This window comes from Modestobacter marinus (assembly GCF_011758655.1).
In the GTDB taxonomy this organism is placed as follows: Bacteria; Actinomycetota; Actinomycetes; order Mycobacteriales; family Geodermatophilaceae; genus Modestobacter; species Modestobacter marinus.
Genome location: NZ_JAAMPA010000001.1, coordinates 193,393 through 216,875, shown reverse-complemented (window position 1 = coordinate 216,875; position 23,483 = coordinate 193,393). Strand labels below are relative to the sequence as shown.

Below are 23,483 nucleotides of genomic sequence, written 5' to 3'. Positions count from 1 at the left end.
GATCCTGCGGTGTCAGCCGGGCAGGGGTGCGGCCGGGGTCGGCAGCCGGGCGGCGAGCCAGTCCAGGACGTCCTCGGCCGCCATCGGCCGGGCGACGTGGTAGCCCTGCGCCACGTCGCACCGCCACTCCCGCAGCACCGCCAGCGCGGCGGCGTCCTCGACGCCCTCCACCACGATCGTCATCCCCAGGTCCCGGCCCAGCTGCAGCGTGCTGCGCACGATGGCCGCGGACCGGACGTCGGAGGTGAGCTGGCCGACGAAGCTCCGGTCCAGCTTCAGCTCGTGCACCGGCAGGGCGCGCAGGTAGGTCAGGGACGAGTAGCCGGTGCCGTAGTCGTCGATGGAGAGCCGGACGCCGAGGGCCCGGAGCCCGGCGAGCACCTGGGAGCTGCGTGCCGCGTCGGCCATCAGCACGTCCTCGGTGATCTCCAGGGTGAGCGCGGCGGCGGGCACGCCGGTCGCCTCCAGCAGCATGGCGACCTGGTCGGGCAGGGCGACGTCGGCGAGGTTGGACACCGACAGGTTCACCGCGACCGACAGGTCGTGGCCGGCGGCGCGCCAGCCCTGCAGGTCGCGGAGGGAGCGCTCCAGCACCCGCAGCGCGAGCCGGCGCATCAGGCCCGCTTGCTCGGCGAGGCCGAGGAAGGTGTCCGGGGCGAGCAGGCCCCGCTCGGGGTGCGCCCACCGCACCAGCGCCTCCACCCCGGTGACCTGGCCGCTGCGCAGGTCCAGCTGCGGCTGGTAGTGCGGCACGAGCTGGTCGGAGTCGAGTGCGCCGCGGAGCTCCTCGAGGGTCTGCAGCCGGTCGCGGGGGTCCGTGGCGCCGTCCGGGGTCCACACCTGGGAGCCGTCCCGGGCCCGCTTCGCCGAGTACATCGCGGTGTCGGCGCGGGCCAGCAGCAGCGAGCGGTCCCGGCCGTGGTCGGGGCACACCGCGATGCCGATGCTGGCGTCGACGTGCAGCGACATGCCGTCGAGCACGAAGGCCGCCCGCAGCGCGGCGCCGAGCCGGTCGGCCACCTGCTGGGCCCGCTCCGCGTCGGCGTCGGGCAGCAGGACGGCGAACTCGTCGCCCCCCATCCGGGCCAGCAGGTCCGCCGGTCCCAGGGGCTCCTCGAGCCGGGGGCCGACGAGGCGCAGCAGCTCGTCGCCGACGCTGTGCCCGAAGCTGTCGTTGACCTCCTTGAAGCGGTCCAGGTCGATCATCAGCACCGCGCAGGACCGGGCCGGCGTCGCGTAGACGGTGCGCTCCAGCTCCTCGGTGAAGCGCCGTCGGTTGGCCAGGCCGGTGAGCGGGTCGTTGTGCGCCTCGAGCGCCAGCTGCTGGACGCGCAGCTGCTCCACGGCCCGCAGCTCGGCGTTCTGCACGACCAGGGCGCCCTCGAGCACCACCTGCTCGACGGCCTGGCGCAGCGCCGGTGACCACTCACCCGTCCCGCTGGAGGAGCCGGTGACCACGATCCCGTGCAACCGGTCGCCGGACAGCAGCGGCACGCTGACGTAGGAGCTGAGCGCCAGTGCCTGCACGAGGTCGGCGTCGAGCAGGTCGCTGGCGACCGCGTCGGGGACGAAGACCGGCCGCCGGTCACGGGCGGTCAGCCGCCACAGCCGGACGTCGGCGACGTCCCGGCCGACCAGCCGGTCGCGGACCACCCCGACGTTCTCCGCGGACCAGCCGACGTGGCGCACCTCGGCGAGCCGGCCGGCGTCGTCGAGCAGGAAGGCGGCGCTCCGCTCGGTGCCGGCCAGCCCGCGCAGCACGGTGGCGAGCACCTCGGCCGCCTCGGCCACCCCGGTCACCGACGCCCCGTCCACGAGCAGCTGGCGGACGGCGCGGGCGGTGCGGAGCGAGGCGGCGCGGGACTCGGTGGCGCGCGCCTGCTCGATGACCCCGCCCAGGTGGGCGCCGGCGGCCGCGGCGAGCCGGCGGACGTCCTCGGAGAAGGGCTGGATCGAGGGGCTGTCCAGGGTCAGCACCCCGGACAGCTGGGGGCTGCGGCCCAGGGGCACGGCGAGGGCGGAGGCCATGCCGAAGGCGTCGACCCACCAGCCGGTCAGCAGGGAGGAGTCCCGGTCGGCGGACAGCGGGCGACCGGTGCGCAGCACCTCGTCGGCCAGCCGCAGCGGCTCGGGCGCCTGGCAGAGCGGCGTCCAGTCGTCCGGGCCGCGCCGGCCGTCGGCGTAGCTGGCCATCCGCGGCACCAGGACGCCGTCCTCCAGCAGGAACACGCAGGCGCGGTGCACCTCGCCCAGCGCGGCGAGCTGCTCGCAGGCGGAGCTGAGCAGCTGGTCCATCGACCGGGCGAGGGCGGCCCGCTCGATGAGCCCGAGCAGCACCTCGGCCTGGGCGAGCCGGCGCTGCTCCGACCGTCGCGTCCAGGCCGCCCGCAGGGCCAGGGCCAGTCGCGGCGTCGCGTGCCGGAGCTGGGACGCCGAGGCCGCCGCGGCCGGTTCGATGATGAGGGCGCCGACGACCTCGTCGCCCACCAGGAGCGGCTCGCCGTGGGCGGAGCGCACGCCGTAGCTGCCGGCCTCGTCGGCGAGGGACTGCGGGGCGTCGTCGAGGGTCATGTTCAGCGTGCGGCGCTCGCCGATCACGGCGGAGAGCACGGGTGAGCGGTCCAGGGACAGCGGCACCCGGTCGGCGGCCGGCACCTGGCCGACCGGCTCGCCGGCGCGGACCTGGCGGAACGGGACGGCGACGCCGGTGCTGGCCTCGTGCACCCAGACGGCCACCCGGCTGGCGCCGGAGCTGCGCTGCAACCGGAGCAGGAGCTGCTCGAGGGCTGCGACGGCGTCGTACGGCGAGGGCGGGCCGCCGCGGCCCTGCGCTCCGTCCCCGGACGTCCCGACCTCTGACACACCACTCCATCGGCGGGACGGCGCGGTCCTGGAGGGTGTGCAGCAGGTCACCCCCCGATCGGGTGGCGCGCCCCGGTGGCAGATCGGTGGCCCACCCATCGCGCTGAGCGGGGAGGCCTCGGGTGATACTGGACATGATCGACCGCACTCCCTGGCCGGCCAGGGAGCTCACCGCCCCGCACGTCCCGGAGGAACCCCGTGACCTACGTCATCACCCAGGCCTGTGTCGACGTCCTCGACAAGGCGTGCATCGACGAGTGTCCGGTGGACTGCATCTACGAGGGCGACCGGATGCTCTACATCCACCCCGACGAGTGCGTGGACTGCGGCGCCTGCGAGCCGGTCTGCCCGGTCGAGGCCATCTACTACGAGGACGACGTCCCGGACAAGTGGAAGGACTTCTACAACGCCAACGTGGAGTTCTTCTCCGACCTGGGCAGCCCCGGCGGCGCCGCCAAGACCGGGAAGATCGACAAGGACCACCCGCTGGTGGCCGCCCTCCCGCCGCAGGGCGAGGGAAGCTGAGCGCGGTCCGGCTGCCGGACTTCCCCTGGGACTCGCTGGGTCCTGCGCGCGCTCGCGCCGCTGAGCACCCCGGTGGTGCCGTCGACCTGTCGATCGGCACGCCGGTCGACCCGACGCCGACCCTGCTGGGGGAGGCCCTGGCGGCAGCCGGGGACGCCCCGGGGTACCCGACGGCGCTGGGCACCGTGGACGTGCGGCAGGCGGCGGCCGGCTGGCTCTCGCGCCGGCTCGGCGTCCGGCTGGCCGACCCGCTGGGGGCCGTGCCGTCGGTGGTCCCGACGGTGGGCTCCAAGGAGCTCGTCGCGCTCCTGCCGACCCTGCTGGGGCTGTCGGGCACCGGGACGGTGCTGATCCCCGAGGTCGCCTACCCGACCTACGAGGTGGGTGCCGTCGTGGCCGGGCTCTCGGTGCAGCGCACCGACAGCCCGCCGGCCGAGCCGGGGGACGCCGTCCTGGTCTGGCTGAACTCGCCGGGCAACCCGCACGGCCGGGTGCTCACCGACGACGAGCTCCGGGCCTGGGTGGCCTGGGGCCGGGCGCACGGCGTGCCGGTCGTGGCCGACGAGTGCTACGTCGAGCTGGGCTGGGAGGGCGTCCGGCCGCGGTCCGTGCTGCACCCGGACGTCGCCGGACCGGACCACGCCGGTCTGCTGGCCGTCCACTCGCTGTCCAAGCAGTCGACCGCCGCGGGCTACCGCGCCGGCCTGCTGTCGGGTGACCCGGCGCTGGTCCGCCGGGTGTGGGAGGTCCGCCGGCACCTCGGCCTGCTGGTGCCCACCCCGGTGCAGGCGGCGATGGCCGCGGCGCTGGCCGACGACGCGCACGTGGACGCCCAGCGGGAGCGCTACCGGTCCCGCCGGGACCGGCTGGCGCCGGCCGTGCGGGCCGCCGGCGCGCGGATCGACCACTCCGAGGCGGGGCTGTACCTGTGGGTCACCCGCGACGAGGACTGCTGGGCGACGATCGACTGGCTCGCCGGGCTGGGCATCGTCGCCGCACCTGGCAGCTTCTACGGTCCGGCCGGGAGCCGGCACGTCCGGCTGGCGCTCACCGCCACCGACGAGCGGATCGACGCCGCCGTGGAGCGCCTGACCGCCTGACCGGTGCTCAGGCCAACAGCGTGGCCGCCGGGAGGGCCCGAACGCCTGCTCAGCCCACCAGGGTGGACCGGTGGACGGCCGGGCTGACGCCGGTCGCCCGCTTGTACGCGGCGCTCAGCGCGAAGGGGCTGGCGTAACCGACCCGCCGGGCGATGGTGGTGAGGGTGAGGCCGGGGTCGCGGAGCAGGTCGGTGGCCAGCGCGATCCGCCAGCCGGTCAGGTAGCTCATCGGCGGCTCGCCGACCAGGTCGGTGAACCGGCGGGCGAGGGTCGCCCGGGCGACCCCGACCGCGGTCGCCAGCGCGGCGACCGTCCACGGCTCGGCCGGCCGGTCGTGGAGCAGGGCCAGCGCGGGTCCCACCACCGGGTCGCCGGCGGCCAGGTACCAGCCCGGGGCGCCGGCGTCCGGTCGGGCCGCCCAGGTGCGCAGCGCCGACACCAGCAGGACGTCGAGGAGCCGGTCGAGCACCGCGGACTGCCCGGCGGCGTCCCGGTCGATCTCGGTGGCGAGCAGCTCGGTCACCGCCCGGGTGCCCGCGTCGGCGGGGACCACGACCAGCTCGGGCAGGGCGCGCACCAGCCGCTCGCCCACCGCACCCGGTGCGGGGTAGGTGCCGGTGAGCAGCACCGTCGAGCCGGCCGCGTCGTTGCCCCACGACCGCCCGCCCAGACCGGCCATCCGGTCGCCGGGGGCCCCGTCGACGGGCGTGCACACCTGGCCGGGGCCGACCCGCACCTGCGGCGGCGTCGCCGGGTCGTCGGCCACCGTGTACGGCTCCGGACCGCGCAGCAGGACCACGTCCCCGGCCGGCACCGGCACGGTCCGGTCGCCGGCGAGGACGACGCAGGCGGACCCCCGCAGCACGGTGAGCACGGTCAGCGGGGCCTCGTCGGCGATCCGCATCGACCAGGGTGGCCGCAGCACCGAGCGCAACAGGAAGGCGCCGCGGGCGTGCGGCCCGCCCAGCAGCGCGGCGACCGGGTCCATATCGGGCAGCGTAGACGCCGACGTATGCATATGCGCTCCTGCGCCATGGATCGTCTCGCCGGCGGTGGCTGTACTGACGACATGACCGCACAGACGATCCTCGTGACCGGCGGCACCGGCACCACCGGCAGCCGCATCACCGCCCGCCTCCGTGCCCGGGGCGTCGACGCCCGGGTGGCCTCCCGCAGCAGCGCCTGCCGCCTGGACTGGGCCGAGCCCGGTACCTGGGCACCGGCCCTGGCCGGCGCCGGGGCGGTCTACCTCGCCTACGCCCCCGACCTCGCCGTGCCCGGCTCGGACCAGGTGCTCGCCGCGTTCACCCGGACCGCCGCCGCGGCCGGGGTGCGCCGGGTTGTGCTGCTGTCCGGGCGCGGCGAGCCGGCCGCCCAGCAGGCCGAGCTGGCGGTGCGGGCCGCCGCCGACGCTGCCGGGCTGAGCTGGACGGTGCTGCGCTGCAGCTGGTTCGTGCAGAACTTCACCGAGGGCCAGTTCGCCGACGCCGTGCGCGCCGGTGAGCTCGCGCTGCCCGTGGCCGACGTCGTCGAGCCGTTCGTGGACGCCGAGGACATCGCCGAGGTGGCCGTCGCCGCCCTGCTGGACGACGGCCACGCCGGGCGGACCCACGAGCTGACCGGCCCCCGGGCGCTCACCTTCGCCGAGGCGGTCGCCGGGGTCGCGGCGGCGACCGGCCGGCCGGCGTGCTTCCGCACGGTGCCGTTCCCGGCCTACGCCGCGGAGCTGGCCGCCGCCGGGGTGCCCGACGACGTGATCGGGTTGCTGAATCACCTGTTCACCGAGGTGCTCGACGGGCGGAACGCCGCTCCCGCCGACGGGGTGCAGCAGGCGCTCGGCCGGCCGGCCACCGACCTCGCCTCCGCCGTCCGCCGCAGCGTCGGGAGCTGGGTGTGAGCGGGGAGCGGCCGCTGGTGGTGGTCGCGACGATCGGGTCGGGGCTGGTGGCCGGGGCCTTCGCCGTCTTCAGCCTGATGGTGGTTCCCGCGCTGACCGCCCTGCCCGGGGCGGCCGGGGCGACGGCCATGCAGTCGGTCAACCGGGCGGCGATCCGTCCGGGGTTCATGACGCTGCTCTTCGGCACGGCGCTGGTCTGCCTGGTGCTGGGTGGGGTCGAGCTCGCGGGGCAGCGCCGGCCGGCCTTGCTGACCGGGGTCGCGCTGTACCTGTTCGGCGTCGTCGGGGTCACCGTGCTGGCGAACGTCCCGCTCAACGACGCGCTGGCCCGGCTGGACGCCGCGGCACCGGGTGCGGCGGAGGAGTGGCGGGCGAACGCCGGCCGCTGGACCCGGTGGAACACCGTGCGCTCGCTCGCCGCCACGGGGGCGGCGACGGCCCTCGTGCTGGTGACGGCCGACTGACCGGGGTCAGGCCAGGCGGAGCCGGAGCGGGAGCTCGAACGTGCTCGGGGTGCTCTCCCAGCCGGCCGCGGGCGTCCAGCGCCAGCCGTCCATCTCGATCCCGGTGAGGCCGAAGCGCTCGGCGTGCGCCACCGCCCAGGTGGCCTCCGGCCAGCCGGCACCGGCGATGGAGACGGTGCCGTCGGCCTCGACCGTGGGCGCACCGGCCTCCCGCCGGGCGGCCTCGGTGACCACGGCCGTCCGGTCGGCCACGGTGGCGGGCCCGGCGCCCGGCTCGGCGCCGCAGGCCAGGGCCGAGGGCGAGGTGGCGAGCAGGGCGCCGCTCAGCGCGCTCGCCATCGGCTCCCACTGCTGGTACGCCTCCGGGTAGCCGCTGCGCTGGACCGCCTGGGCCACCTCGGTGAGCCGTCCGGTCTCCCAGCCGGGCACCTCGACCAGGCCGTCGAAGAACTTGCCGGCCGAGTAGACCGGGTCCTGCACCTGCGCCTCGCTGCCCCAGCCCTGCGAGGGCCGTTGCTGGAACAGCCCGAGGGAGTCGCGGTCGCCGTAGTCCAGGTTGCGCAGCCGGGACTCCTGCTGCGCGGTCGCCAGCGCGATGACGGTGGCCCGCGGCGGCAGGCCACGCGACCGCGCGACCGCCGCGATGGTCGCCGCGTTGGCGGCCTGCTCCGTGGTGACGGCGACGTCCGTGCCGGGCACCGTGCACCCGGCGAGCACCGACGGCGTGCCCTCCTCCTCGCGCCAGAACGGGGCGACCGCGGCCAGGAGGACGGCCACGAGCACCAATGGCCCCAGGGCCCGGCCACGGCTCGTCCGGCGCGCGGGGCGCCGGGGTGTGGGCCGGGCCGGGGGACGGCGTGCCGGGCGCGCGGCGGGGCGGTTGGCCCGCGGCGGGGGCCGTCGGCCCGCGACCGGGGTGCTCACCATCGCGCCGATCGTAGGTCGCCGAGCTGTCAGGAACCTGGAAGACGCGGGCCCGCGCGGCGCCCGGTCCCCGGCAGGGGGTCCTCGATCAGTTGGCGTGCAGTGCCGCGTTCAGCGCGCCCCAGTCGCCGTCGCGAGGGAGCGCCTCGAGCGCGCCGCTCAGGGAGTTGCGGCGGAACAGCAGACCGTCGCGCCCGGAGAGCTCGCCGGCCTTGATCGACGTCCCGTCGGGGAGCTGCACCTTCGACCCGGCGGTCACGTAGCAGCCGGCCTCGACCACGCAGCCGTCGCCGAGGGAGATCCCGATGCCGGCGTTGGCGCCCAGCAGGCAGCCCTTGCCGATCGAGATGACCTGCTTGCCACCCCCGGAGAGGGTGCCCATGATCGACGCCCCACCGCCGACGTCGGAGTCGGCGCCCACGACGACCCCGGCGCTGATCCGGCCCTCCACCATCGAGGGGCCCAGCGTGCCGGCGTTGAAGTTGACGAAGCCCTCGTGCATGACCGTGGTGCCCTCGGCGAGGTGGGCGCCCAGCCGCACTCGGTCGGCGTCGGCGATCCGCACCCCCGAGGGGACGACGTAGTCGACCATCCGCGGGAACTTGTCGACCCCGAAGACGGTCAGGTGCCCGGCGGCGGAACGGAGCCGGGCGCGCGCCGCGTCGAGCTCGGTGGCGAGCACCGGTCCGGCGCTGGTCCAGGCGACGTTGGCCAGCAGCCCGAAGACGCCGTCCATGTTGATGCCGTGCGGCCGGACCAGCCGGGCGGAGAGCAGGTGCAGGCGCAGGTAGACGTCGTGGGCGTCGACCGGCGGGGCCGAGAGGTCGGCGATGGTGGTGGAGACGGCGACCGACCGCACGCCACGGGCCTCGTCGCTGCGCACCAGCCCGGAGAAGTCGGGGCCGAGCAGCCCCTCCAGCTCCAGCACCCCGATCTGCTGGGTGCCGCTCTCGCCCTGGTCGGCCCCGCTGAGCGTGGGGGAGGGGAACCAGGTGTCGAGCACCGTCCCGTCGGCGGTGAGGGTGGCGATGCCGACGCCGTTCGCGCCGGTGGTCTCTGCAGCGGTCGTCACGGGCGTCGAGGCTACCCAGCGCGCCGCGTCCCCTTCACTACCCTCGGCAGTCGTGAGCCCCGCCGACGAGCCGTTGCCCCCGCTGGACCTGTCCGCCGACGTCCTCACCCTGACCCGGGCGCTGGTCGACGCCCCGTCGGTCTCCGGCACCGAGGGGCCCCTGGCCGACGCCGTCGAGGCCGCGCTGCGCGGGCTGGGCGGCCTGGAGGTCGAGCGGGTCGGCGACACCGTGCTCGCCCGCACGAACCTCGACCGGCCCACCCGGATCGTGCTCGCCGGCCACCTGGACACCGTGCCGCTCGCCGGCGACCTGCCCAGCCGGCTCGAGGTCGTCGACGGCGAGGAGCGGCTCTACGGCTGCGGCACCAGCGACATGAAGGCCGGCGACGCGGTGATGCTGCGGCTGGCCGGGGTGTTCGGCGTCCGCGGCGCGCAGCCGGCCCGCGACCTCACGTTCGTCTTCTACGACAACGAGGAGGTCGAGGCGGTCCGCAACGGGCTGGGCCGGGTGGCCCGCGAGCGCCGCGGCTGGCTCTACGGCGACCTGGCGGTGCTGCTGGAGCCCACCGACGGGGTGGTCGAGGGCGGCTGCCAGGGCACGCTGCGCGTCGTCCTCACCGTGCCCGGCACCCGTGCGCACAGCGCCCGTTCCTGGCTGGGGGTCAACGCCGTGCACGGCGCCGCCGGCATCCTCGCCACGCTGACCGCCCACCAGGCGCGGGAGGTCGAGATCGACGGGCTGCTCTACCGCGAGGGGCTCAACGCGGTGCGGATCGAGGGCGGGGTCGCCGGCAACGTCGTCCCCGACGAGTGCCGGGTGACCGTGAACTTCCGGTTCGCCCCGGACCGGGACGAGGACCAGGCCCTGGCGTACGTGCGCGAGGTGTTCGCCGACGCGCTGGCCGCCGGGGTCGCCCTCGAGCTCACCGACTCCTCCGGCGGTGCGCTGCCGGGGCTGGCCGAGCCGGCCGCGGCGGCGTTCGTGGCCGCCGTCGGGCAGCCGCCGCGGGCCAAGCTGGGCTGGACCGACGTGGCCCGCTTCGCCGCGTTCAGCATCCCCGCGGTGAACTACGGCCCGGGTGACCCGACCCTGGCCCACACGGTCGACGAGCACGTCCGGGTCGACCGGCTGCAGCCGGCCGAGGACGCCCTGATCGCCTACCTGAGCGGGAGTGACGCATGAGCCAGACCGACGACGGTGCGCGGCGGCGGCCGATCCGGCACCGCGGCCCGATCACCCTGCGCGGCGGTGAGCCCGACCCGCAGATGGCCGGGACGACGACCGACCAGCGCCTGCTGGACCGGCGCGGCAGCAGCGACTGGGTGCACACCGACCCGTGGCGCGTCTTGAGAATCCAGGCCGAGTTCGTCGAGGGCTTCGGGCTGCTCGCCGACCTCCCGCGGGCGGTCAGCGTCTTCGGCAGCGCCCGCACGCCCCGGGACTCCGCCTACTACGCCACCGGCGAGCAGCTGGGCGCCGCGCTGGCCGACGCCGGCTACGCGGTGATCACCGGCGGCGGCCCGGGCGCGATGGAGGCGGCGAACAAGGGCGCCTGCGACGCGGGGGGCACCTCGGTCGGGCTGGGCATCGAGCTGCCGTTCGAGCAGGAGCTCAACGAGTGGGTCGACGTCGGCGTGCTGTTCCGCTACTTCTTCGTGCGCAAGACGATGTTCGTGAAGTACGCGCAGGCGTTCGTCATCCTCCCCGGCGGCTTCGGCACCCTCGACGAGCTGTTCGAGGCGCTCACCCTGGTGCAGACCCGCAAGGTGACCCGCTTCCCGGTGATCCTGTTCGGCAGCGAGTACTGGGCCGGGCTGGTCGACTGGATCCGGCAGACGATGGTGGCGCAGGGCACGGTGAGCCCGGGTGACCTCGACCTGCTGCACGTCACCGACGACGTCGCCGAGGCGGTCGCGATCATCCAGGCCGCCGACGCCACCCGGGCGCAGCACGAGTCGGAGCCCCCCGGCGGGCAGGCGGTGCCCGACCCCGCCCCGGTCGACGACTGAGCATGACCGGACTCGTCTTCGTCATCAGCCTGCTGCTGGTCGGCGGGCTGCTGTTCCTCGGCGCCTCGCTGCTGCTCGGGCGGGGGGAGACCCAGCCGCCGGCCGAGCCCGGGCGCTCCTCGGTGCAGCTGCCCGAGGGCCGCGCGGTGGTCGCCGACGACGTCCGGGCGCTGCGCCTCTCGGTGGCCGTGCGCGGGTACCGGATGACCGAGGTCGACTGGCTGCTGGACCAGCTGGCCTCGGTGCTGGACGACCGGGACGCGGAGATCGCGGCCCTGCGCGCGCAGCTCCCCGCGGGACACCGGGGAGCCGATCAGCAGGACACCGACCCCGGAGGCGTCCCCGTCGTGGGCGACGGCCGCGGGAGTGACGAGGAGAGGCGGGCCGATGCCTGAGCTGGTGGAACAGGTGGACGTGGACGCACCACCCGAGCAGGTGTGGGCGGCGCTGGTCGACTGGGACCGGCAGGGGGAGTGGATGCTGCTCACCGACGTCCGCGCCGGCGCGAAGGACGGCCAGGGCGTGGGCGGTGAGCTGGCCGCGACGACCGGGGTGCGGCTGCCGGTGCTCGGCCGGCGGGTGGGGGTGCTCGACACCATGCTGATCACCGGCTGGGAGCCGCCCCGCCGGGTCGACGTGCGGCACACCGGCCGGGTGGTGCGCGGCACCGGCACCTTCGAGGTGCGGCCCCGGGAGGGCGGCGGGTCGACGTTCGTCTGGACCGAGGGGCTCGACCTCCCGCTCGGCGCGCTGGGCCGGGCCGGCTGGCCGCTGGTGCGCCCGGTGATGGCCGCCGGCGTGCGGTTGTCGCTGCGCCGGTTCGCCGCCTACGCCCGCGCCCACGGGCGCTGACCGGCCGCCTGCTCGGCGTCCCGGACCGCCGCCCGGCTGCAGTACCACTGCCGCCACAGCAGCGCGGCGACGACCACGTGCACGACGGTGCCGCCGTCGTACAGCAGCCGCGCGCCCGCCTCGGCGTGCGTCACCCCGGCCGGTGGGTGGGCGTACAGCCACTTCGCCAGCACGTCGTGCCCGGCCATGCCGGCGCCCAGGGCGACGGCGCGGGCCACCACGCCCCGCCGGTGCGGCGCCGGGTCGACCGCCAGGACGGCGGCGGTGGCCAGCCAGCCGGTCAGCAGCACGTGCACCGAGACCAGCAGGTGGCTGCCGGGCGAGTGCGCGACGGTGCCGAGCAGCCCGCTGCCGTGCAGCACCCACAGCCCACCGACGTTGAGCGCGACCGCGACGAACGGGTCGCCGAGCACCCGGGCCGGTGCCGAGCGCAGCAGCCGGCTCACCGAGCGGGCGCGGCCGAGCGGGAGCGCCCGCAGCAGCACCGTGACCGGTGCGGCCAGCACCAGCAGCACCGGCGCCACCATCCCGGTGAGCAGGTGGGCGGCCAGGTGCGCCCGCAGGTCGCCGTGCGCCTGCGCCAGCGGGCCGGTCAGCCCCGCCGCCGCCACGGCCAGCCCGGCCAGCCAGCTCGCCGTCCGCAGCGGTGACCAGCGCAGGTCGACGGCCGCCAGCACGTAGCCCAGCGCCAGCAGGGCCAGGACGGCGAGGACGACGCCGGTCACGGGCGGGCGCTCACCGGTCGGCCGCCGGGGTCCGGGCCCGCGCCAGCAGCGCGAGACCGGCGGCCAGCAGGACGACGCCCGCACCGATCCAGGCGACGTCGTAGGGCAGCAGGTCGACGCCGTAGCGGACCTGGTGCACCCGCAGCACCTTGTGGTCGACGACCCCGTCGAAGGTCTGGAACGCCCCGGCGCCCACCAGCACCGCCCCCCACCACGTGCGCGGGGTGAACGAGCCTCGGCGGCGCACGTCGGCGAGCAGCGCCAGGCCGGCCACGGTCGCCGACCAGGTGACGGCGTGCAGCAGGCCGTCGGAGACCAGCGCGGCGTCCCCGCCGGCGCGGTCGTAGAAGTGGTGCCAGTGCAGCAGCTGGTGGAAGACGATCTCGTCGAGCGCGCCCATCGCGCCGATGCCGAGCAGCAGGCCGGAGACGAGCAGCCGGCGACGGTCGGTCCGCGCGGGGTCGGCTGCGGTCACGGGGCCTCCGTCGTCTCCGGGCATGTGCCCGCTCGCTGCCCGCCGGACCCGCCGGGGAAACGCCGGCCACCACGGCGGGACCGCGGGTCGGTGGGACGCAGCTGACGGCGGCCCGCCGGGACCGTCGGACCGGGCGGCCATGATGTGCCGGTGGGCGTGGTGGCGGGAGGACGAGGGTGAGCCGGCGGGGCTGGGCGCTGTTCGTGGCGATGTCGCTGATCTGGGGACTGCCGTACCTGCTGATCAAGGTGGCGGTCGAGGACGTCTCCCCGGTCGTCGTGGTCTTCCTGCGCTGCGCGATCGGCGCGGCGCTGCTCGTGCCGTGGACCCTGGCCCGCGGGCACCTGGGCACCGCGCTGCGCCGGCACTGGCGGGCGCTGCTGCTGTTCACCGTGCTGGAGATGACCGGGCCCTGGCTGCTGCTGCCGTGGGCCGAGCAGTCGCTGTCCAGCTCGCTGACCGGCCTGCTCGTCGCGGCGGTGCCGTTCGTGGCGGCGGTGGCGGCCCTGCTCGCCGGCGACGAGGACCGGCTCTCCCCGCTGCGGGTGGTCGGGATGCTCATCGGGGTGGTCGGCATCGTGGCCCTGCTGGGGCTGGACGTCGGCGGGGCGCAGCTCAGCGCGATCGGGGCGGTCGCGCTGGTGGTGGTGGGCTACGCGGTGGCCCCGATCGTGATCAGCCACCGGCTGCCCGACGTGCCGGGCGTGACGGCGGCGTCCTTCGCGCTGCTGTTCACCGCCCTGGTCTACGCGCCGTTCGCCCTGCCCCGGCTCGGCGAGGCCGTCGAGGCGCCGCCGCAGGCCTGGCTGGCGCTGCTCGCGCTGGGCACGGTCTGCACCGCGCTGGCCCTGGCGCTGTTCTTCGCGCTGATCCGGGAGGCCGGCCCGCAGCGGGCGCTGGTGATCACCTTCGTCAACCCGGCGGTCGCCGTGCTGCTGGGCGTCCTGGTGCTCGACGAGCCGTTCACCCTGGGCCTGGCCCTGGGGCTCCCGCTGGTGCTGGTCGGCTGCGTGCTGGCCACCCGGCGCAGCCCGGTCCGCACCGCGCGGTCGGAGTTCGACGACCTCGACACGGCCGTCCCGTGACCGGGGAGACGCCGGCGTCGGTGGAACGGTGCGGGTGGGCGACGAGCGCGCCCGAGTACGTCCGCTACCACGACGAGGAGTGGGGGGTGCCGCTGCACGGCGACGACGCGCTGTTCGAGCGGGTCACCCTGGAGGCCTTCCAGTCGGGCCTGTCCTGGATCACCATCCTGCGCAAGCGCCCCGCCTTCCGGGCCGCGTTCGCCGGCTTCTCGATCCCGGCGGTGGCCGCCTTCACCGACGACGACGTCGAGCGGCTGATGGCCGATGCGGCGATCGTCCGCAACCGCGCCAAGGTGACGGCTGCGGTGCGAAACGCCCGGGCGGCACTCGACCTGCCGGAGGGTCTGTCGGCGCTGTTGTGGTCCTTCGCGCCGCCCGCGGGACGGCCACGGCCGGAGACCCTCGCCGACGTCCCGGCGACCAGCACGGAGTCCGTTGCGCTGGCCAAGGAGCTGAAACGGCGGGGGTTCTCCTTCGTCGGACCGACCACCTCCTACGCCCTGATGCAGGCCACCGGGATGGTCGACGACCACGTCGCGACGTGCTTCCGGGCGGCCGGCACGTACCCGGACTGAGGGGTCCGGGTTGGTCGATGGCCGGGGATACGGGATCATGGACCGCACAGCTCTGCACGAACAGTTGCCACACCACGGTCCAACCGGGCTGTGGGTGGCCGGTGAAGGAGGCACGCATGGCGGCCATGAAGCCGCGTACGGGTGAAGGTCCCCTCGAGGTCACCAAGGAGGGCCGCGGCCTGGTCATGCGCGTCCCGCTGGAGGGTGGTGGCCGGCTGGTCGTCGAGCTGTCCCCCGACGAGGCGAGCGCCCTCTCCGAGGCCCTGAAGGGCGCGATCAGCTGAACACCGACGCGAGTCTGCCCCCGGGCAGCCCCGCGACCGACGACGCGGCCCCGGCCGCCGGCAGCACGCCGGCGACCGGGGCCGTGCCGTCGTCCCAGGCGGCTCCTCAGGGTGGAGCCCGCCAGGGTGCCCTGCCGTCGCCGCGGGTCGAGGTCGTCCCGGCGCTGCCGGTCATGGGTGCCGACGACGTCCTGGCCGTGCCGGTGGGTGCCCAGGGCGCGCTGCCGGACTGGCTGACCGCGGCCGACCAGCCGCCGGTCGACCCGGGGTTCCTCGCCGCGGCCCTGGCCGACACCGGCAACGGCGGCAAGCCCGGCGGGATCACCAACGTGCCGCTGCAGAGCCGGCGCCCGCGCAGCGTGCTGGCGGTCGGGGTGGGCGATGCCACCCTGCCGCACCTGCGCTCCTACGTGGCGGTCGCCGTCCGGCGGGCGCAGACGCTCGCCGAGTCCGGCGCCCGCCGGCTCGTGCTGCCGCTGGACACCGGCGTGGCCCCGGCCGGGGCGGACGAGGTGCGCACGGCGGTCGAGACCGCGCTGCTGGCCGGCTACCGCTTCCGGGACACCTCGACCCCGCACCCGACCCGGCTCGCCGAGGTGCTCGTGGTGGCTGCTGCTGCCGACGACCCGGCGGTGGCCGCCGGTGAGCTCGCCGGCCGGGTCGCCGCGGAGTCCGTGGCGTGGGCCCGCGACCTGGTGAACACCCCCAGCAGCACCAAGACCCCGGACTGGCTCGCCGAGCAGGCCCGTGGGCGGCTGGCTGCGGTCGCCGGCGTGACGGTCACCGTGCTCGGCGCCGACGAGCTGCGCGCCGGTGGGTTCGGCGGGGTCCTCGCCGTCGGCGGGGGATCGGCGTCCCCACCGCGGGTGGTGGTCGCCACCTACCGGCCGCGGGGCGCCGGACCGGCCCACCCGGTGCTGGTCGGCAAGGGCATCACCTTCGACACCGGCGGCATATCGATCAAGACCAACGCGGGCATGCGCGAGATGAAGACCGACATGGCCGGTGCCGCCGCGGTCCTCGCCGCCGTCGACGCCGCGGCCCGGTTGCAGCTGCCCGGCGCCGTCACCGCCGTCGTCGCGCTGTGCGAGAACGCCGTCTCCGGTGCCGCCTACCGCCCGGCCGACGTCGTGCGGCACGTGGGCGGGCGCACCACCGAGGTGCGCAACACCGACGCCGAGGGCCGGCTGGTGCTCGCCGACGCGCTGGCGCACGCCCGGCTGGCGCTGGGGGCCACCGTGCTCGTCGACGTCGCCACCCTGACCGGGGCGATGCGGACGGCGCTGGGGGCGCGCACCGCCGGGCTGTACGCGACCGCCGACGGGCTGGCCGACGCCCTGCTCACCGCAGCCGGTCACGCCGGTGAGGCGTGCTGGCGGATGCCGCTGACCGAGGAGCACGTCGGGCACCTGCGCGCGCAGCTCGACTCCGAGGTGGCCGACGCTAACAACGCCCCGGGCAACCCGGGGTCGACCACGGCGGCGCTGTTCCTGCAGCCCTTCGCCGGGGGCCTGCCGTGGGCGCACCTGGACATCGCCGGCCCCGCACGCGCCGGCAGCGACGACGCCGAGGTGGTCAAGGGCGGCACGGGGTTCGGCGTCCGCACGCTGCTGCGCTGGCTGGAGGCCGGCGCGCCGGCCGAGCTGCCGGAACCGGTCGTCCGCGACTGAGTGGTTGCCGGCGCCGGTCGGCGGGCATGTCCGGGCTCGAGCCGCGCCGTCGGCGCGACCGGATCACAGGGGGACCACCCGTGAGCATGATGGACAAGGCCAAGGGCGCACTGAACAGCGACAAGGGCGAGAAGGTCAGCGACTCCGCGCTGGACAAGGGCGAGCAGTTCGCCGACAAGAAGACCGGTGGCACGCACGACGCCCAGATCGACAAGGGGCGGGACGCCGCCGACGGCAAGATCGGCAACCAGTAACCGACCGTGCCCGCGGCTGGGGCCCAGTGCCCCGGCCGCGTCGGGCAGGATCGGCCCGTGACCGACGAACAGCGCGGAGTCGTCTTCCCGGCCGGGCCTGACGGCCGGCGCAGCACCGCCACGCTCGGCCGGGCGGTGGTCGCCGACGCGCTGCGGCCGGTCGACCCGACCGGTGCGCGGGCGGCCGAGCAGGAGACCAACTGGCGGGCCGGCTACCTGCCCCACCTGCGCCGCGCGGTGGAGGCGGGGCTGAGCTCCCGCGCTGCGGCGCTGCAGATCGCCGGTGCGGGACTGGACTCGCTGCACGCCCGCATGCGGGTGGCCGGCCCGGACGGCGAGACCGACCTCGGCGCGCTGCAGACCGCGCCGGCCGCGCGCCGGCTGCGCACCGTCGAGCTGACCGGGGACGCCGAGCCCGAGCGCGAGCTGTCCCTGCCCTACCGCGGTGCCCGGCTGCGCGGCGACGAGCTGCACCGCCGGCTGGTCGCCTGGGTCGACGCCGGGGTCATCGAGCCCAGCTGCGCCGACGCCGTGCGCACCGTGGCCGACCACCCCGAGTGGCTGGCGCTGCCCGACCGCACGGTCGCGGTGCTCGGGGCCGGCGCGGAGATGGGGCCGCTGACCGCCCTGCTGCGCTGGGGCGTCCGCGTCGCCGCCGTCGACCTGCCCCGGCCGCCGCTGTGGGAGCGGGTGCGCGACACCGCCCGGCGCGGCGCCGGCACGCTGCTGCTGCCGGTCGGGGAGGACGACGCAGCCGGCGCCGACCTGATCACCGAGGTGCCCGCGGTCACCGACTGGCTCGCCGCCCTGTCCGGCTCGCCGGTGCTGGGCAACTACGTCTACGCCGACGGCGCGACCAACGTCCGGGTCTCCACCGCCGTCGACGCCCTCACCCTGCGGCTGGCCGGCGCCCGCCCCGACCTGGCGCTGGCCTTCCTCGCCACCCCGACCGACGTCTTCGCGGTGCCCGGCGAGGCCGTCGACTTCTCCGTCGCCGCCTACGCCGCCCGGCCACGGACGGCGAAGCTGGTCGGCCGGCCGCTGCGCACGCTCTCGGCCGGCCGGTTGCTGCGCCGGGCGTACGTGCCGGGCGCCGACCCGGGCATCGCCGACAGCCTGGTGCCGCAGCAGGGGCCGAACTACGCCCTGGCCAAGCGGCTGCAGCGCTGGCGTGCCGCGGTGGCCCGGGAGGCGGGCAGCACCGTGTCGATGAACGTCGCCCCGCCCACCCGCACCCGCTCGGTGGTCAAGAACCGGGCACTGGCCGCCGCCTACGCCGGTGCGCACCGCTTCGGGGTGGAGGTGTTCGAGCCGTCGACGTCGAACGTGCTGATGGCGGCGCTGCTCGTGCACGACCTGCACACCGACGGCGGCGCCGCCCAGCAGCACCCCTGGCAGGACGAGGCGCACGCCGCGGCGCACGGCGGGCTGTGGCGCACCCCGTACGCCCCGCGCAGCGCGCTGGGCCTGGCGGCGGTGCTGGGACTGGGCGCCGCACGCAGCTGAACCGGCCGGCCGTGTTCCGCTGACGGCCGGTCACCTCTACGGTTCCGCCATGCCGGCCACCGGACCCCTCACCCCGGCCCCGCCCCGGCCGCGGCCGCGCGTGCGGGACCCGTGGACGGCGCTGCGGGTGGTGCTGGTCGTGGTCGGGCTGGGCATGGTCGTGGTCGCCGTCCTCGTCGGTCAGCGTCCGGCGTCCCTGGCGGACCTGCGGGCGGCGGTCGACGCCGGTCGGGTGGAGACGGTGCGGGTCAGCGAGGGGCTGGAGCCGGGCGCGACCGGCTACGCCTGGCAGATAGCGGTCTGGCGGTCCGGTCCGGTCACCCACCGCACCGAGGTGTGGGAGGCCGCTCCCGGGGTCGCGGTCCCGCAGGACAGCCGGCCGGTGCTGCGCCGCGACCTGGCCGACCAGCTGCAGGCCGCGGACCCCGACCTGCGCGTCGTCCCGTGGGTGGAGCCGCCCACCTCGGCGGAGGTGCTCGGCTGGTGGCTGCCGGGCTGGACCGGGACGGTCTTGCTGGGGCACGCCGTGGCGGTGGTGCTCGTGCTGGTGGGTGGTCCACCCCCGGCCCGGGCCACGCGCTGGGCCTGGCTCTGGCTGAGCTGGCCCCCGATCGGCAGCCTGGCGTTCCTGCTGCTGTCCGGTCCGTTCCCCGGCCTGCCGGCGCCGCGTCCCGGTGGGCGGCGGTTGACCGGGGGCTGGGCGTTCCTGCTCAGCTGGGTGGTCGTCGGCGCACTGGTCGGCGGCTGACCCCTCGCCGCCGGTCGGGCCGGACCCCGAGCGGGGGCCTCAGGGTCTGGCTCCGGGGCGGCTCAGGGTCGGTTCAGGGCGCTCACCGATGTCGCCGAGGACGCCGCGCCGACAGGCTCGTCGGCATGGACACCACCTCTCCCGCCCACCCCGGGGGGACGCTGTGATCGTCGCCCGGGGACTCACCAAGACCTACGGCGCCAAGACCGCCGTCGACAACTTGAGCTTCACCGTCGAGCCCGGCCGGGTCACCGGCTTCCTCGGCCCGAACGGGGCCGGCAAGTCCACGACGATGCGGATGATCCTCGGCCTGGACCGCCCCACGTCGGGCAGCGTGACCGTGAACGGCCGCTCCTACGCCGCCTCCCCGGCGCCGCTGCGCGAGGTCGGTGCGCTGCTGGAGGCCCGGGCGCTGCACCCCGGCCGCAGCGCCCGCGACCACCTGCGCTGGCTGGCCGCCAGCAACGGCATCCCGCGCACCCGGATCGACGAGGTGCTCGACCTGGTCGGTCTCGAGGCGGTCGCCGACCAGCGGGTGGGTCGCTTCTCCCTCGGCATGGGCCAGCGGCTCGGCATCGCGGTGGCGCTGCTCGGCGAGCCGCCGGTCGTCGTCCTGGACGAGCCGGTCAACGGGCTGGACCCGGAGGGCATCCGCTGGGTGCGCAACCTCGCCCGGGAGCTCGCCGGCCAGGGGCGCACGGTGCTGGTCTCCAGCCACCTGATGTCGGAGATGGCGCTCACCGCCGACCACCTGGTCGTCGTCGGCCGCGGCCGGATGCTGGCCGACTGCTCGATGGCCGACTTCATCACCGAGCACGCGTCCTCCTACGTCCGGGTCCGCAGCCCGCGGCTGCGCGACGCCGAGGCGCTGCTGCGCAACAACGGTCTGGACGTCGACCCGGCGGGCGACGAGCTGCGGGTGCGCGGCCGGAACGCCGCCGAGATCGGTGAGCTGATCGGTGGCGCCGGGCTCCACATCCACGAGCTCGCCCTCGTCCAGTCCTCGCTGGAGGACGCCTTCATGACCCTGACCGCCGACAGCGTCGAGTACGCCACCCACCCCACCGAGACCGCAGGAGCAGCGCGATGAGCGCCTCGCCGACCGTGAGCACCGTGTCCGCCCGACCCGGCGCCGGTTCCGCCGCCGACGTCGTCCGGCTCGACCCGAACCGGCACGTCCCCGGCGTCCGGCAGCCGGGCTTCGCCCAGGTGCTGCACGCGGAGTGGGTCAAGTTCTGGACCGTGCGCTCCACCCGCTGGTCGCTGGGGCTGCTGTTCCTGCTCGGCGCCGGACTCACCACGCTGGTCTGCTGGGCCGCGGCCGGGGAGCTCGCGGCCGGTGACACGGGGGAGTCCCCGGCGTCGTTCATCACCTGGGGCCTCCTGTTCTCCCAGCTCACCGCGATCGCGCTGGGCACGCTGATGGTCACCAGCGAGTACGGCACCGGGATGATCCGGGCGACGCTGTCGGCGGTCCCGCGCCGCGGCCGGGTGGTCGCAGCGAAGGCGCTGGTGCTGGCTCCGGTGCTGTTCGTCGCCGGTGTCGTCACCGCCTTCATCGGCTACCTGGGCGGCAACTGGTTCCTCGACCGGGAGGGCATCGGGCTGGCGCTGTCCGACGACGGTGTGGTCCGTGCCCTGTTCGGCAACGGGCTCTACCTCGCCGGGCTGGGCGTGCTGGCCCTCGGTGCCGGCTTCCTGATCCGGAACACCGGCGCGGCACTGACCGTCGGCATCGCGCTGGTGCTGATCGTCGGGAACCTGGCCTACGCCCTGCCCGGCACGTGGGGGGAGTGGGTGGCCAAGCTGATGCCCGGCAACGCCGGCGGCTCGGTCGCCCAGGTGATGCCCTTCAACGGCGGCGCGGTCCTCGCACCGTGGACCGGCTTCGCGGTCTTCGCCGCCGAGGCGCTCGCCGTCCTGGTCGCCGGCTACGTCGTCCTCCGCCGCCGCGACGCCTGACGAACGACGCGACGAAGCCCCGGCCCCCCGCACGAGGGGACCGGGGCCTCGTCGCGCCTGCGTGGCGTCGCTGCCTGGACGCCTGTGCCTGGACGGCGGTCCCTCGCTCGCGGGAGGCTGCCGGCCGTGCGCCTGCGCGTGCTCGACCTCGCCCGGCGGCGGCCGCTGACGGTCGCCGCTGCACTGACACTGCTCTGGCACCTCGCGCTGTTCGCCGTCGAGGACCTGCTGCCCCCTATGTCGCCGGCCTGGTCGCCGTCGCTGGGCGCGGTCGTGGTGAACCTGGTCCTGGCGGCCGGGACCGTGGCGCTGATCGGGTGGCTGGGCTGGTGGCGGGAGACCGGGCTGTGCTGGCGGCGGCCGGACCGTCGCTGGTGGCTGGCCGTGCCGCTGGTGGCCGAGGGGGCGGTGTTCGCGGTGCCCGGGTTGGCCGGCTCCTCGGTCGCGCTGAGCAGCCTCGCGGTGATGACCCTCTCGATCGGGCTGTCGGAGGAGGTGCTGAGCCGGGGGCTGGTGCAGCGGGTGCTCGCCGGGCTCGGGCCGGCCGCCGCCGCGGTCTGGGTGGGGGTGCTGTTCGGCCTGGGCCACGCGCTGTCCGGGTTCTGGTTCGACCGGCCGTGGGGCGACGTGCTCTACGTCGTGGTCGCGGCGGGCTGCTACGGCTTCTGCCTGGCGGCGCTGCGCTGGCACCTGGGCACGATCTGGCCGCTGGTGCTGCTGCACGCGCTCACCGACTTCACCCAGCTGGCCAGCCCCGGCAACCTGCCCTTCGGCGTCCGGGTCGTGCTGGTGGTGGGCCTGGTCGCCTACGGCTGGTGGCTGCTCCGGCTGCTGGACCGCCCCGGGCCGGACGCCGACCTCAGGCCGGGCCCACCAGACCGGCGACGATCTCCGCGGAGAGCGTGACCAGCGGCAGCCCGCCGCCGGGGTGCGACGAGCCCCCGACGAGGAACAGGCCGGGCAGCGGCGAGGCGTTGGCCGGCCGCAGGAAGGCGGCGCGGGCGCCGTTGCTGGACGTGCCGTAGATCGACCCGCCGGGGCTCGCGGTCTCGCGCTCGAGGTCGGCCGGGGTGCGCACCACCCGCCAGCGCAGCCGGTCCCGCACGTCGAGCCCGCGGGCGGCCATCGTGGCGAGCAGTTGGTCGGCGTACCGGTCGGCCAGCCCGGGCGCGGTCCAGTCGACCCCGGCGCCCGGCTCGTGACGGGGCGCGTTGACCAGCACGAACCACGACTCGCTGTCCTCGTCCGGTCGGGTGGCCGGGTCGTCGGGGGCGCTGACGTAGACGGTCGGGTCGGCCACCGGGCGCTTCGGGCTGCCGCGTCTGCCCCGGCCCCCGAAGAGCGCGTCGAACTCGGCGTCGTAGTCGGTGGGGAACAGCACGGTGTGGTGGGCCAGCCCGGGCGTGCGGCCGCGCAGGGCCAGCAGCAGCACGAAGCCCGAGGACGACGGTGTCACCCGGCGCAGCGCGGTCCGGGCCCGCCGCACCGGTGCCTGCGGGGGGAGCAGCCGGCCGTAGAGGCTGGCCGCGTCGGCGTTGCACACGACGACGTCGGCCGGCACCACCTCGCCGTCGGCCAGCCGCACCCCGGCCGCCCGGCCCGCCGTCACCAGCACCTCGGTCACCGCGGCGTCGGTGCGCACGACCGCTCCCCGCTCGACCGCCCGCGCGGCCACCGCCTCGGGCAGCCGGCGCAGCCCGCCGGGGACGTACCAGGAGCCGAAGGCCTGCTCGGCGTAGGGGACGGTGAGCAGTGCGGCGGGGGCGCGCCGGGGGTCGGAGCCGGAGTAGGTCGCGTACCGGTCCAGCAGCATCCGCAGCCGCGGGTCGGTCAGGTAGGCAGCGCCCAGGCCGCGCAGCGTTCGGCCGGGTGCGATCGTGCGGACGTCGGCGGTGTCGCGGGCAAGCCGGGCCAGCGTGGCCGCACCGGCGAGCGGGGTGCGCAGGAACGGCTGCTCGGTGGCCCGCCACATCGCCTCGGCGCGGGTGAGCAGCCCCGCCCACTGGGCGCCGCTGCCGGGGCCGAGGTCGGCGTCCAGCCGGGCCGGGACGTCCTCGAGGTGCCCGGGCATCGCCGTCGTGGTCCCGTCGGCGAACCGGTAGGCGACCGCCGGGTCCAGCCGCTGCAGCGGCAGGACCTCCGACAGCGGGGCGCCGGTGGCGGCGAAGAGGTCCTCGAGCACCTGCGGCAGCGTGACCAGGCTGGGCCCGGTGTCGAAGCCGTGGCCGTCGCGGCCGTACCAGCCGAGCTTGCCGCCGACCTGCGGCGCCTGCTCCAGCACGGTCACCGCGTGGCCGGTCGCGGCCAGCCGGGCGGCGGCGGCGAGACCCCCGAGCCCGGCGCCGACGACGACGACCCGGGCCACGCCGCCCACCGTAGTCAGCGGGCGCCGGCCGCGGTCTCCGGGACGGCCGCCTGCGGGCGCAGCCGCGTGCCGGGGCTGGTCCCCCTGGAGCTGTTCGGGTCGCCGGAAGGTGGCGTCACGGGCGGCGA

25 protein-coding genes are annotated in these 23,483 nt (G+C 76.2%); 18 read left to right on the top strand and 7 right to left on the bottom strand.

The genetic code is table 11. The features are described 5' to 3' along the window. Positions 1-12 precede the first annotated feature (12 nt). Positions 13-2,862 (bottom strand): bifunctional diguanylate cyclase/phosphodiesterase, encoded by a 2,850-nt coding sequence (locus FB380_RS01040; RefSeq protein WP_166753456.1) that lies wholly within the window; start codon positions 2,860-2,862, stop codon positions 13-15. 198 nt (positions 2,863-3,060) lie between these two features. On the opposite strand from FB380_RS01040, the gene fdxA reads away from it, so the two are divergent. Further along, positions 3,061-3,387 (top strand): ferredoxin, encoded by a 327-nt coding sequence (gene fdxA, locus FB380_RS01035; protein ID WP_166753455.1) that lies wholly within the window; start codon positions 3,061-3,063, stop codon positions 3,385-3,387. Then, complete coding sequence (gene dapC / locus FB380_RS01030) at positions 3,384-4,487, top strand: succinyldiaminopimelate transaminase (protein WP_166755953.1); 1,104 nt, start codon at positions 3,384-3,386, stop codon at positions 4,485-4,487. The genes fdxA and dapC overlap by 4 nt, the downstream gene beginning before the upstream one ends. 49 nt (positions 4,488-4,536) lie before the next feature. Here the strand turns inward: dapC and FB380_RS01025 are convergent, their stop codons facing one another. Beyond that, positions 4,537-5,475 carry an AraC family transcriptional regulator gene (locus tag FB380_RS01025; RefSeq protein WP_166753454.1) on the bottom strand — a complete coding sequence of 313 codons (939 nt, stop codon included), beginning with the start codon at positions 5,473-5,475 and terminating at the stop codon, positions 4,537-4,539. An 81-nt stretch (positions 5,476-5,556) separates the two neighbouring features. Between FB380_RS01025 and FB380_RS01020 the strand changes: the two genes are divergently transcribed. Together FB380_RS01020 and FB380_RS01015 are read left to right on the top strand one after the other, a co-directional pair. Further along, positions 5,557-6,384, top strand: a complete 828-nt coding sequence (locus FB380_RS01020) for an NmrA family NAD(P)-binding protein (RefSeq protein WP_166753453.1) — start codon at positions 5,557-5,559, stop codon at positions 6,382-6,384. Beyond that, positions 6,381-6,848, top strand: coding sequence for an anthrone oxygenase family protein (locus FB380_RS01015; protein WP_208382713.1), 468 nt, complete (start codon positions 6,381-6,383; stop codon positions 6,846-6,848). Before FB380_RS01020 ends, FB380_RS01015 begins: the two co-directional genes overlap by 4 nt. A 6-nt stretch (positions 6,849-6,854) precedes the next feature. Here FB380_RS01015 and FB380_RS25185 read toward each other — a convergent pair whose 3' ends face one another. Continuing rightward, positions 6,855-7,625 (bottom strand): hypothetical protein, encoded by a 771-nt coding sequence (locus FB380_RS25185; protein WP_208382712.1) that lies wholly within the window; start codon positions 7,623-7,625, stop codon positions 6,855-6,857. Between the two features lie 235 nt (positions 7,626-7,860). Then, complete coding sequence (gene dapD, locus FB380_RS01005) at positions 7,861-8,844, bottom strand: 2,3,4,5-tetrahydropyridine-2,6-dicarboxylate N-succinyltransferase (RefSeq protein WP_166753452.1); 984 nt, start codon at positions 8,842-8,844, stop codon at positions 7,861-7,863. 52 nt (positions 8,845-8,896) lie between these two features. Between dapD and dapE the strand changes: the two genes are divergently transcribed. Genes dapE through FB380_RS00985 form a run of 4 tightly spaced genes read left to right on the top strand, consistent with a single transcriptional unit; the run spans position 8,897 to position 11,706 of the window. Continuing rightward, positions 8,897-10,027: a succinyl-diaminopimelate desuccinylase gene (gene dapE, locus FB380_RS01000; protein ID WP_229682032.1), complete on the top strand. Its 1,131-nt coding sequence runs from the start codon at positions 8,897-8,899 to the stop codon at positions 10,025-10,027. Next, a complete protein-coding gene (locus FB380_RS00995; protein WP_166753451.1) occupies positions 10,024-10,854 on the top strand; it encodes an LOG family protein in 831 nt (276 codons plus the stop codon). Before dapE ends, FB380_RS00995 begins: the two co-directional genes overlap by 4 nt. 2 nt (positions 10,855-10,856) lie before the next feature. Continuing rightward, positions 10,857-11,249 carry a DivIVA domain-containing protein gene (locus FB380_RS00990; protein ID WP_166753450.1) on the top strand — a complete coding sequence of 131 codons (393 nt, stop codon included), beginning with the start codon at positions 10,857-10,859 and terminating at the stop codon, positions 11,247-11,249. Next, complete coding sequence (locus FB380_RS00985; RefSeq protein WP_166753449.1) at positions 11,242-11,706, top strand: SRPBCC family protein; 465 nt, start codon at positions 11,242-11,244, stop codon at positions 11,704-11,706. The genes FB380_RS00990 and FB380_RS00985 overlap by 8 nt, the downstream gene beginning before the upstream one ends. On the opposite strand, the gene FB380_RS00980 is transcribed toward FB380_RS00985, so the two are convergent. Both FB380_RS00980 and FB380_RS00975 read right to left on the bottom strand, forming a co-directional pair. Beyond that, entirely contained in the window at positions 11,682-12,431 is a 750-nt protein-coding gene (locus tag FB380_RS00980; protein ID WP_229682031.1) for a cytochrome c oxidase assembly protein, read from the bottom strand. The genes FB380_RS00985 and FB380_RS00980 overlap by 25 nt on opposite strands. Before the next feature lie 10 nt (positions 12,432-12,441). Next, positions 12,442-12,906, bottom strand: a complete 465-nt coding sequence (locus FB380_RS00975) for a DUF2243 domain-containing protein (RefSeq protein WP_229682030.1) — start codon at positions 12,904-12,906, stop codon at positions 12,442-12,444. A 176-nt stretch (positions 12,907-13,082) separates the two neighbouring features. On the opposite strand from FB380_RS00975, the gene FB380_RS00970 reads away from it, so the two are divergent. The 10 genes from FB380_RS00970 to FB380_RS00925 all read left to right on the top strand — a co-directional run bounded on the left by FB380_RS00970 (position 13,083) and on the right by FB380_RS00925 (position 21,896). Beyond that, the gene (locus FB380_RS00970) at positions 13,083-13,991 is read left to right on the top strand and encodes a DMT family transporter (RefSeq protein ID WP_166753447.1); all 909 of its coding nucleotides are present in this window, start codon (positions 13,083-13,085) and stop codon (positions 13,989-13,991) included. Further along, the gene (locus FB380_RS00965) at positions 13,988-14,566 is read left to right on the top strand and encodes a DNA-3-methyladenine glycosylase I (protein WP_308423032.1); all 579 of its coding nucleotides are present in this window, start codon (positions 13,988-13,990) and stop codon (positions 14,564-14,566) included. Before FB380_RS00970 ends, FB380_RS00965 begins: the two co-directional genes overlap by 4 nt. 116 nt (positions 14,567-14,682) lie before the next feature. Beyond that, positions 14,683-14,850 carry a DUF3117 domain-containing protein gene (locus FB380_RS00960; protein ID WP_064972432.1) on the top strand — a complete coding sequence of 56 codons (168 nt, stop codon included), beginning with the start codon at positions 14,683-14,685 and terminating at the stop codon, positions 14,848-14,850. A 173-nt stretch (positions 14,851-15,023) separates the two neighbouring features. Continuing rightward, positions 15,024-16,520, top strand: coding sequence for a leucyl aminopeptidase family protein (locus FB380_RS00955; protein ID WP_208382711.1), 1,497 nt, complete (start codon positions 15,024-15,026; stop codon positions 16,518-16,520). A gap of 86 nt (positions 16,521-16,606) precedes the next feature. Beyond that, complete coding sequence (locus FB380_RS00950) at positions 16,607-16,774, top strand: antitoxin (RefSeq protein ID WP_229682068.1); 168 nt, start codon at positions 16,607-16,609, stop codon at positions 16,772-16,774. A gap of 57 nt (positions 16,775-16,831) precedes the next feature. Beyond that, a complete protein-coding gene (locus FB380_RS00945) occupies positions 16,832-18,280 on the top strand; it encodes a hypothetical protein (protein WP_166753445.1) in 1,449 nt (482 codons plus the stop codon). Positions 18,281-18,329: 49 nt separating this feature from the next. Beyond that, positions 18,330-19,028 (top strand): hypothetical protein, encoded by a 699-nt coding sequence (locus tag FB380_RS00940; RefSeq protein ID WP_166753444.1) that lies wholly within the window; start codon positions 18,330-18,332, stop codon positions 19,026-19,028. A gap of 163 nt (positions 19,029-19,191) precedes the next feature. Further along, on the top strand, positions 19,192-20,118 hold the full coding sequence (locus FB380_RS00935) for an ABC transporter ATP-binding protein (RefSeq protein ID WP_166753443.1): 927 nt from the start codon (positions 19,192-19,194) through the stop codon (positions 20,116-20,118). Continuing rightward, positions 20,115-20,990 (top strand): ABC-2 transporter permease, encoded by an 876-nt coding sequence (locus tag FB380_RS00930; protein ID WP_166753442.1) that lies wholly within the window; start codon positions 20,115-20,117, stop codon positions 20,988-20,990. Before FB380_RS00935 ends, FB380_RS00930 begins: the two co-directional genes overlap by 4 nt. A 126-nt stretch (positions 20,991-21,116) precedes the next feature. Beyond that, entirely contained in the window at positions 21,117-21,896 is a 780-nt protein-coding gene (locus FB380_RS00925; protein WP_166753441.1) for a CPBP family intramembrane glutamic endopeptidase, read from the top strand. Here the strand turns inward: FB380_RS00925 and FB380_RS00920 are convergent. Then, a complete protein-coding gene (locus tag FB380_RS00920; protein ID WP_166753440.1) occupies positions 21,850-23,355 on the bottom strand; it encodes a phytoene desaturase family protein in 1,506 nt (501 codons plus the stop codon). The two genes, FB380_RS00925 and FB380_RS00920, sit on opposite strands and share 47 nt — an antisense overlap. Positions 23,356-23,483 lie beyond the last annotated feature (128 nt).

Excerpts from the sequence above, each read along its gene's own strand:
- FB380_RS01025 (WP_166753454.1), bottom strand. The coding sequence starts at position 5,475 with ATGGACCCGGTCGCCGCGCTGCTGGGCGGGCCGCACGCCCGCGGCGCC.
- FB380_RS01020 (WP_166753453.1), top strand. The coding sequence starts at position 5,557 with ATGACCGCACAGACGATCCTCGTGACCGGCGGCACCGGCACCACCGGC.
- FB380_RS00995 (WP_166753451.1), top strand. The coding sequence starts at position 10,024 with ATGAGCCAGACCGACGACGGTGCGCGGCGGCGGCCGATCCGGCACCGC.
- FB380_RS00990 (WP_166753450.1), top strand. The coding sequence starts at position 10,857 with ATGACCGGACTCGTCTTCGTCATCAGCCTGCTGCTGGTCGGCGGGCTG.
- FB380_RS00985 (WP_166753449.1), top strand. The coding sequence starts at position 11,242 with ATGCCTGAGCTGGTGGAACAGGTGGACGTGGACGCACCACCCGAGCAG.
- FB380_RS00960 (WP_064972432.1), top strand. The coding sequence starts at position 14,683 with ATGGCGGCCATGAAGCCGCGTACGGGTGAAGGTCCCCTCGAGGTCACC.
- FB380_RS00955 (WP_208382711.1), top strand. The coding sequence starts at position 15,024 with ATGGGTGCCGACGACGTCCTGGCCGTGCCGGTGGGTGCCCAGGGCGCG.
- FB380_RS00950 (WP_229682068.1), top strand. The coding sequence starts at position 16,607 with ATGATGGACAAGGCCAAGGGCGCACTGAACAGCGACAAGGGCGAGAAG.
- FB380_RS00940 (WP_166753444.1), top strand. The coding sequence starts at position 18,330 with ATGCCGGCCACCGGACCCCTCACCCCGGCCCCGCCCCGGCCGCGGCCG.
- FB380_RS00930 (WP_166753442.1), top strand. The coding sequence starts at position 20,115 with ATGAGCGCCTCGCCGACCGTGAGCACCGTGTCCGCCCGACCCGGCGCC.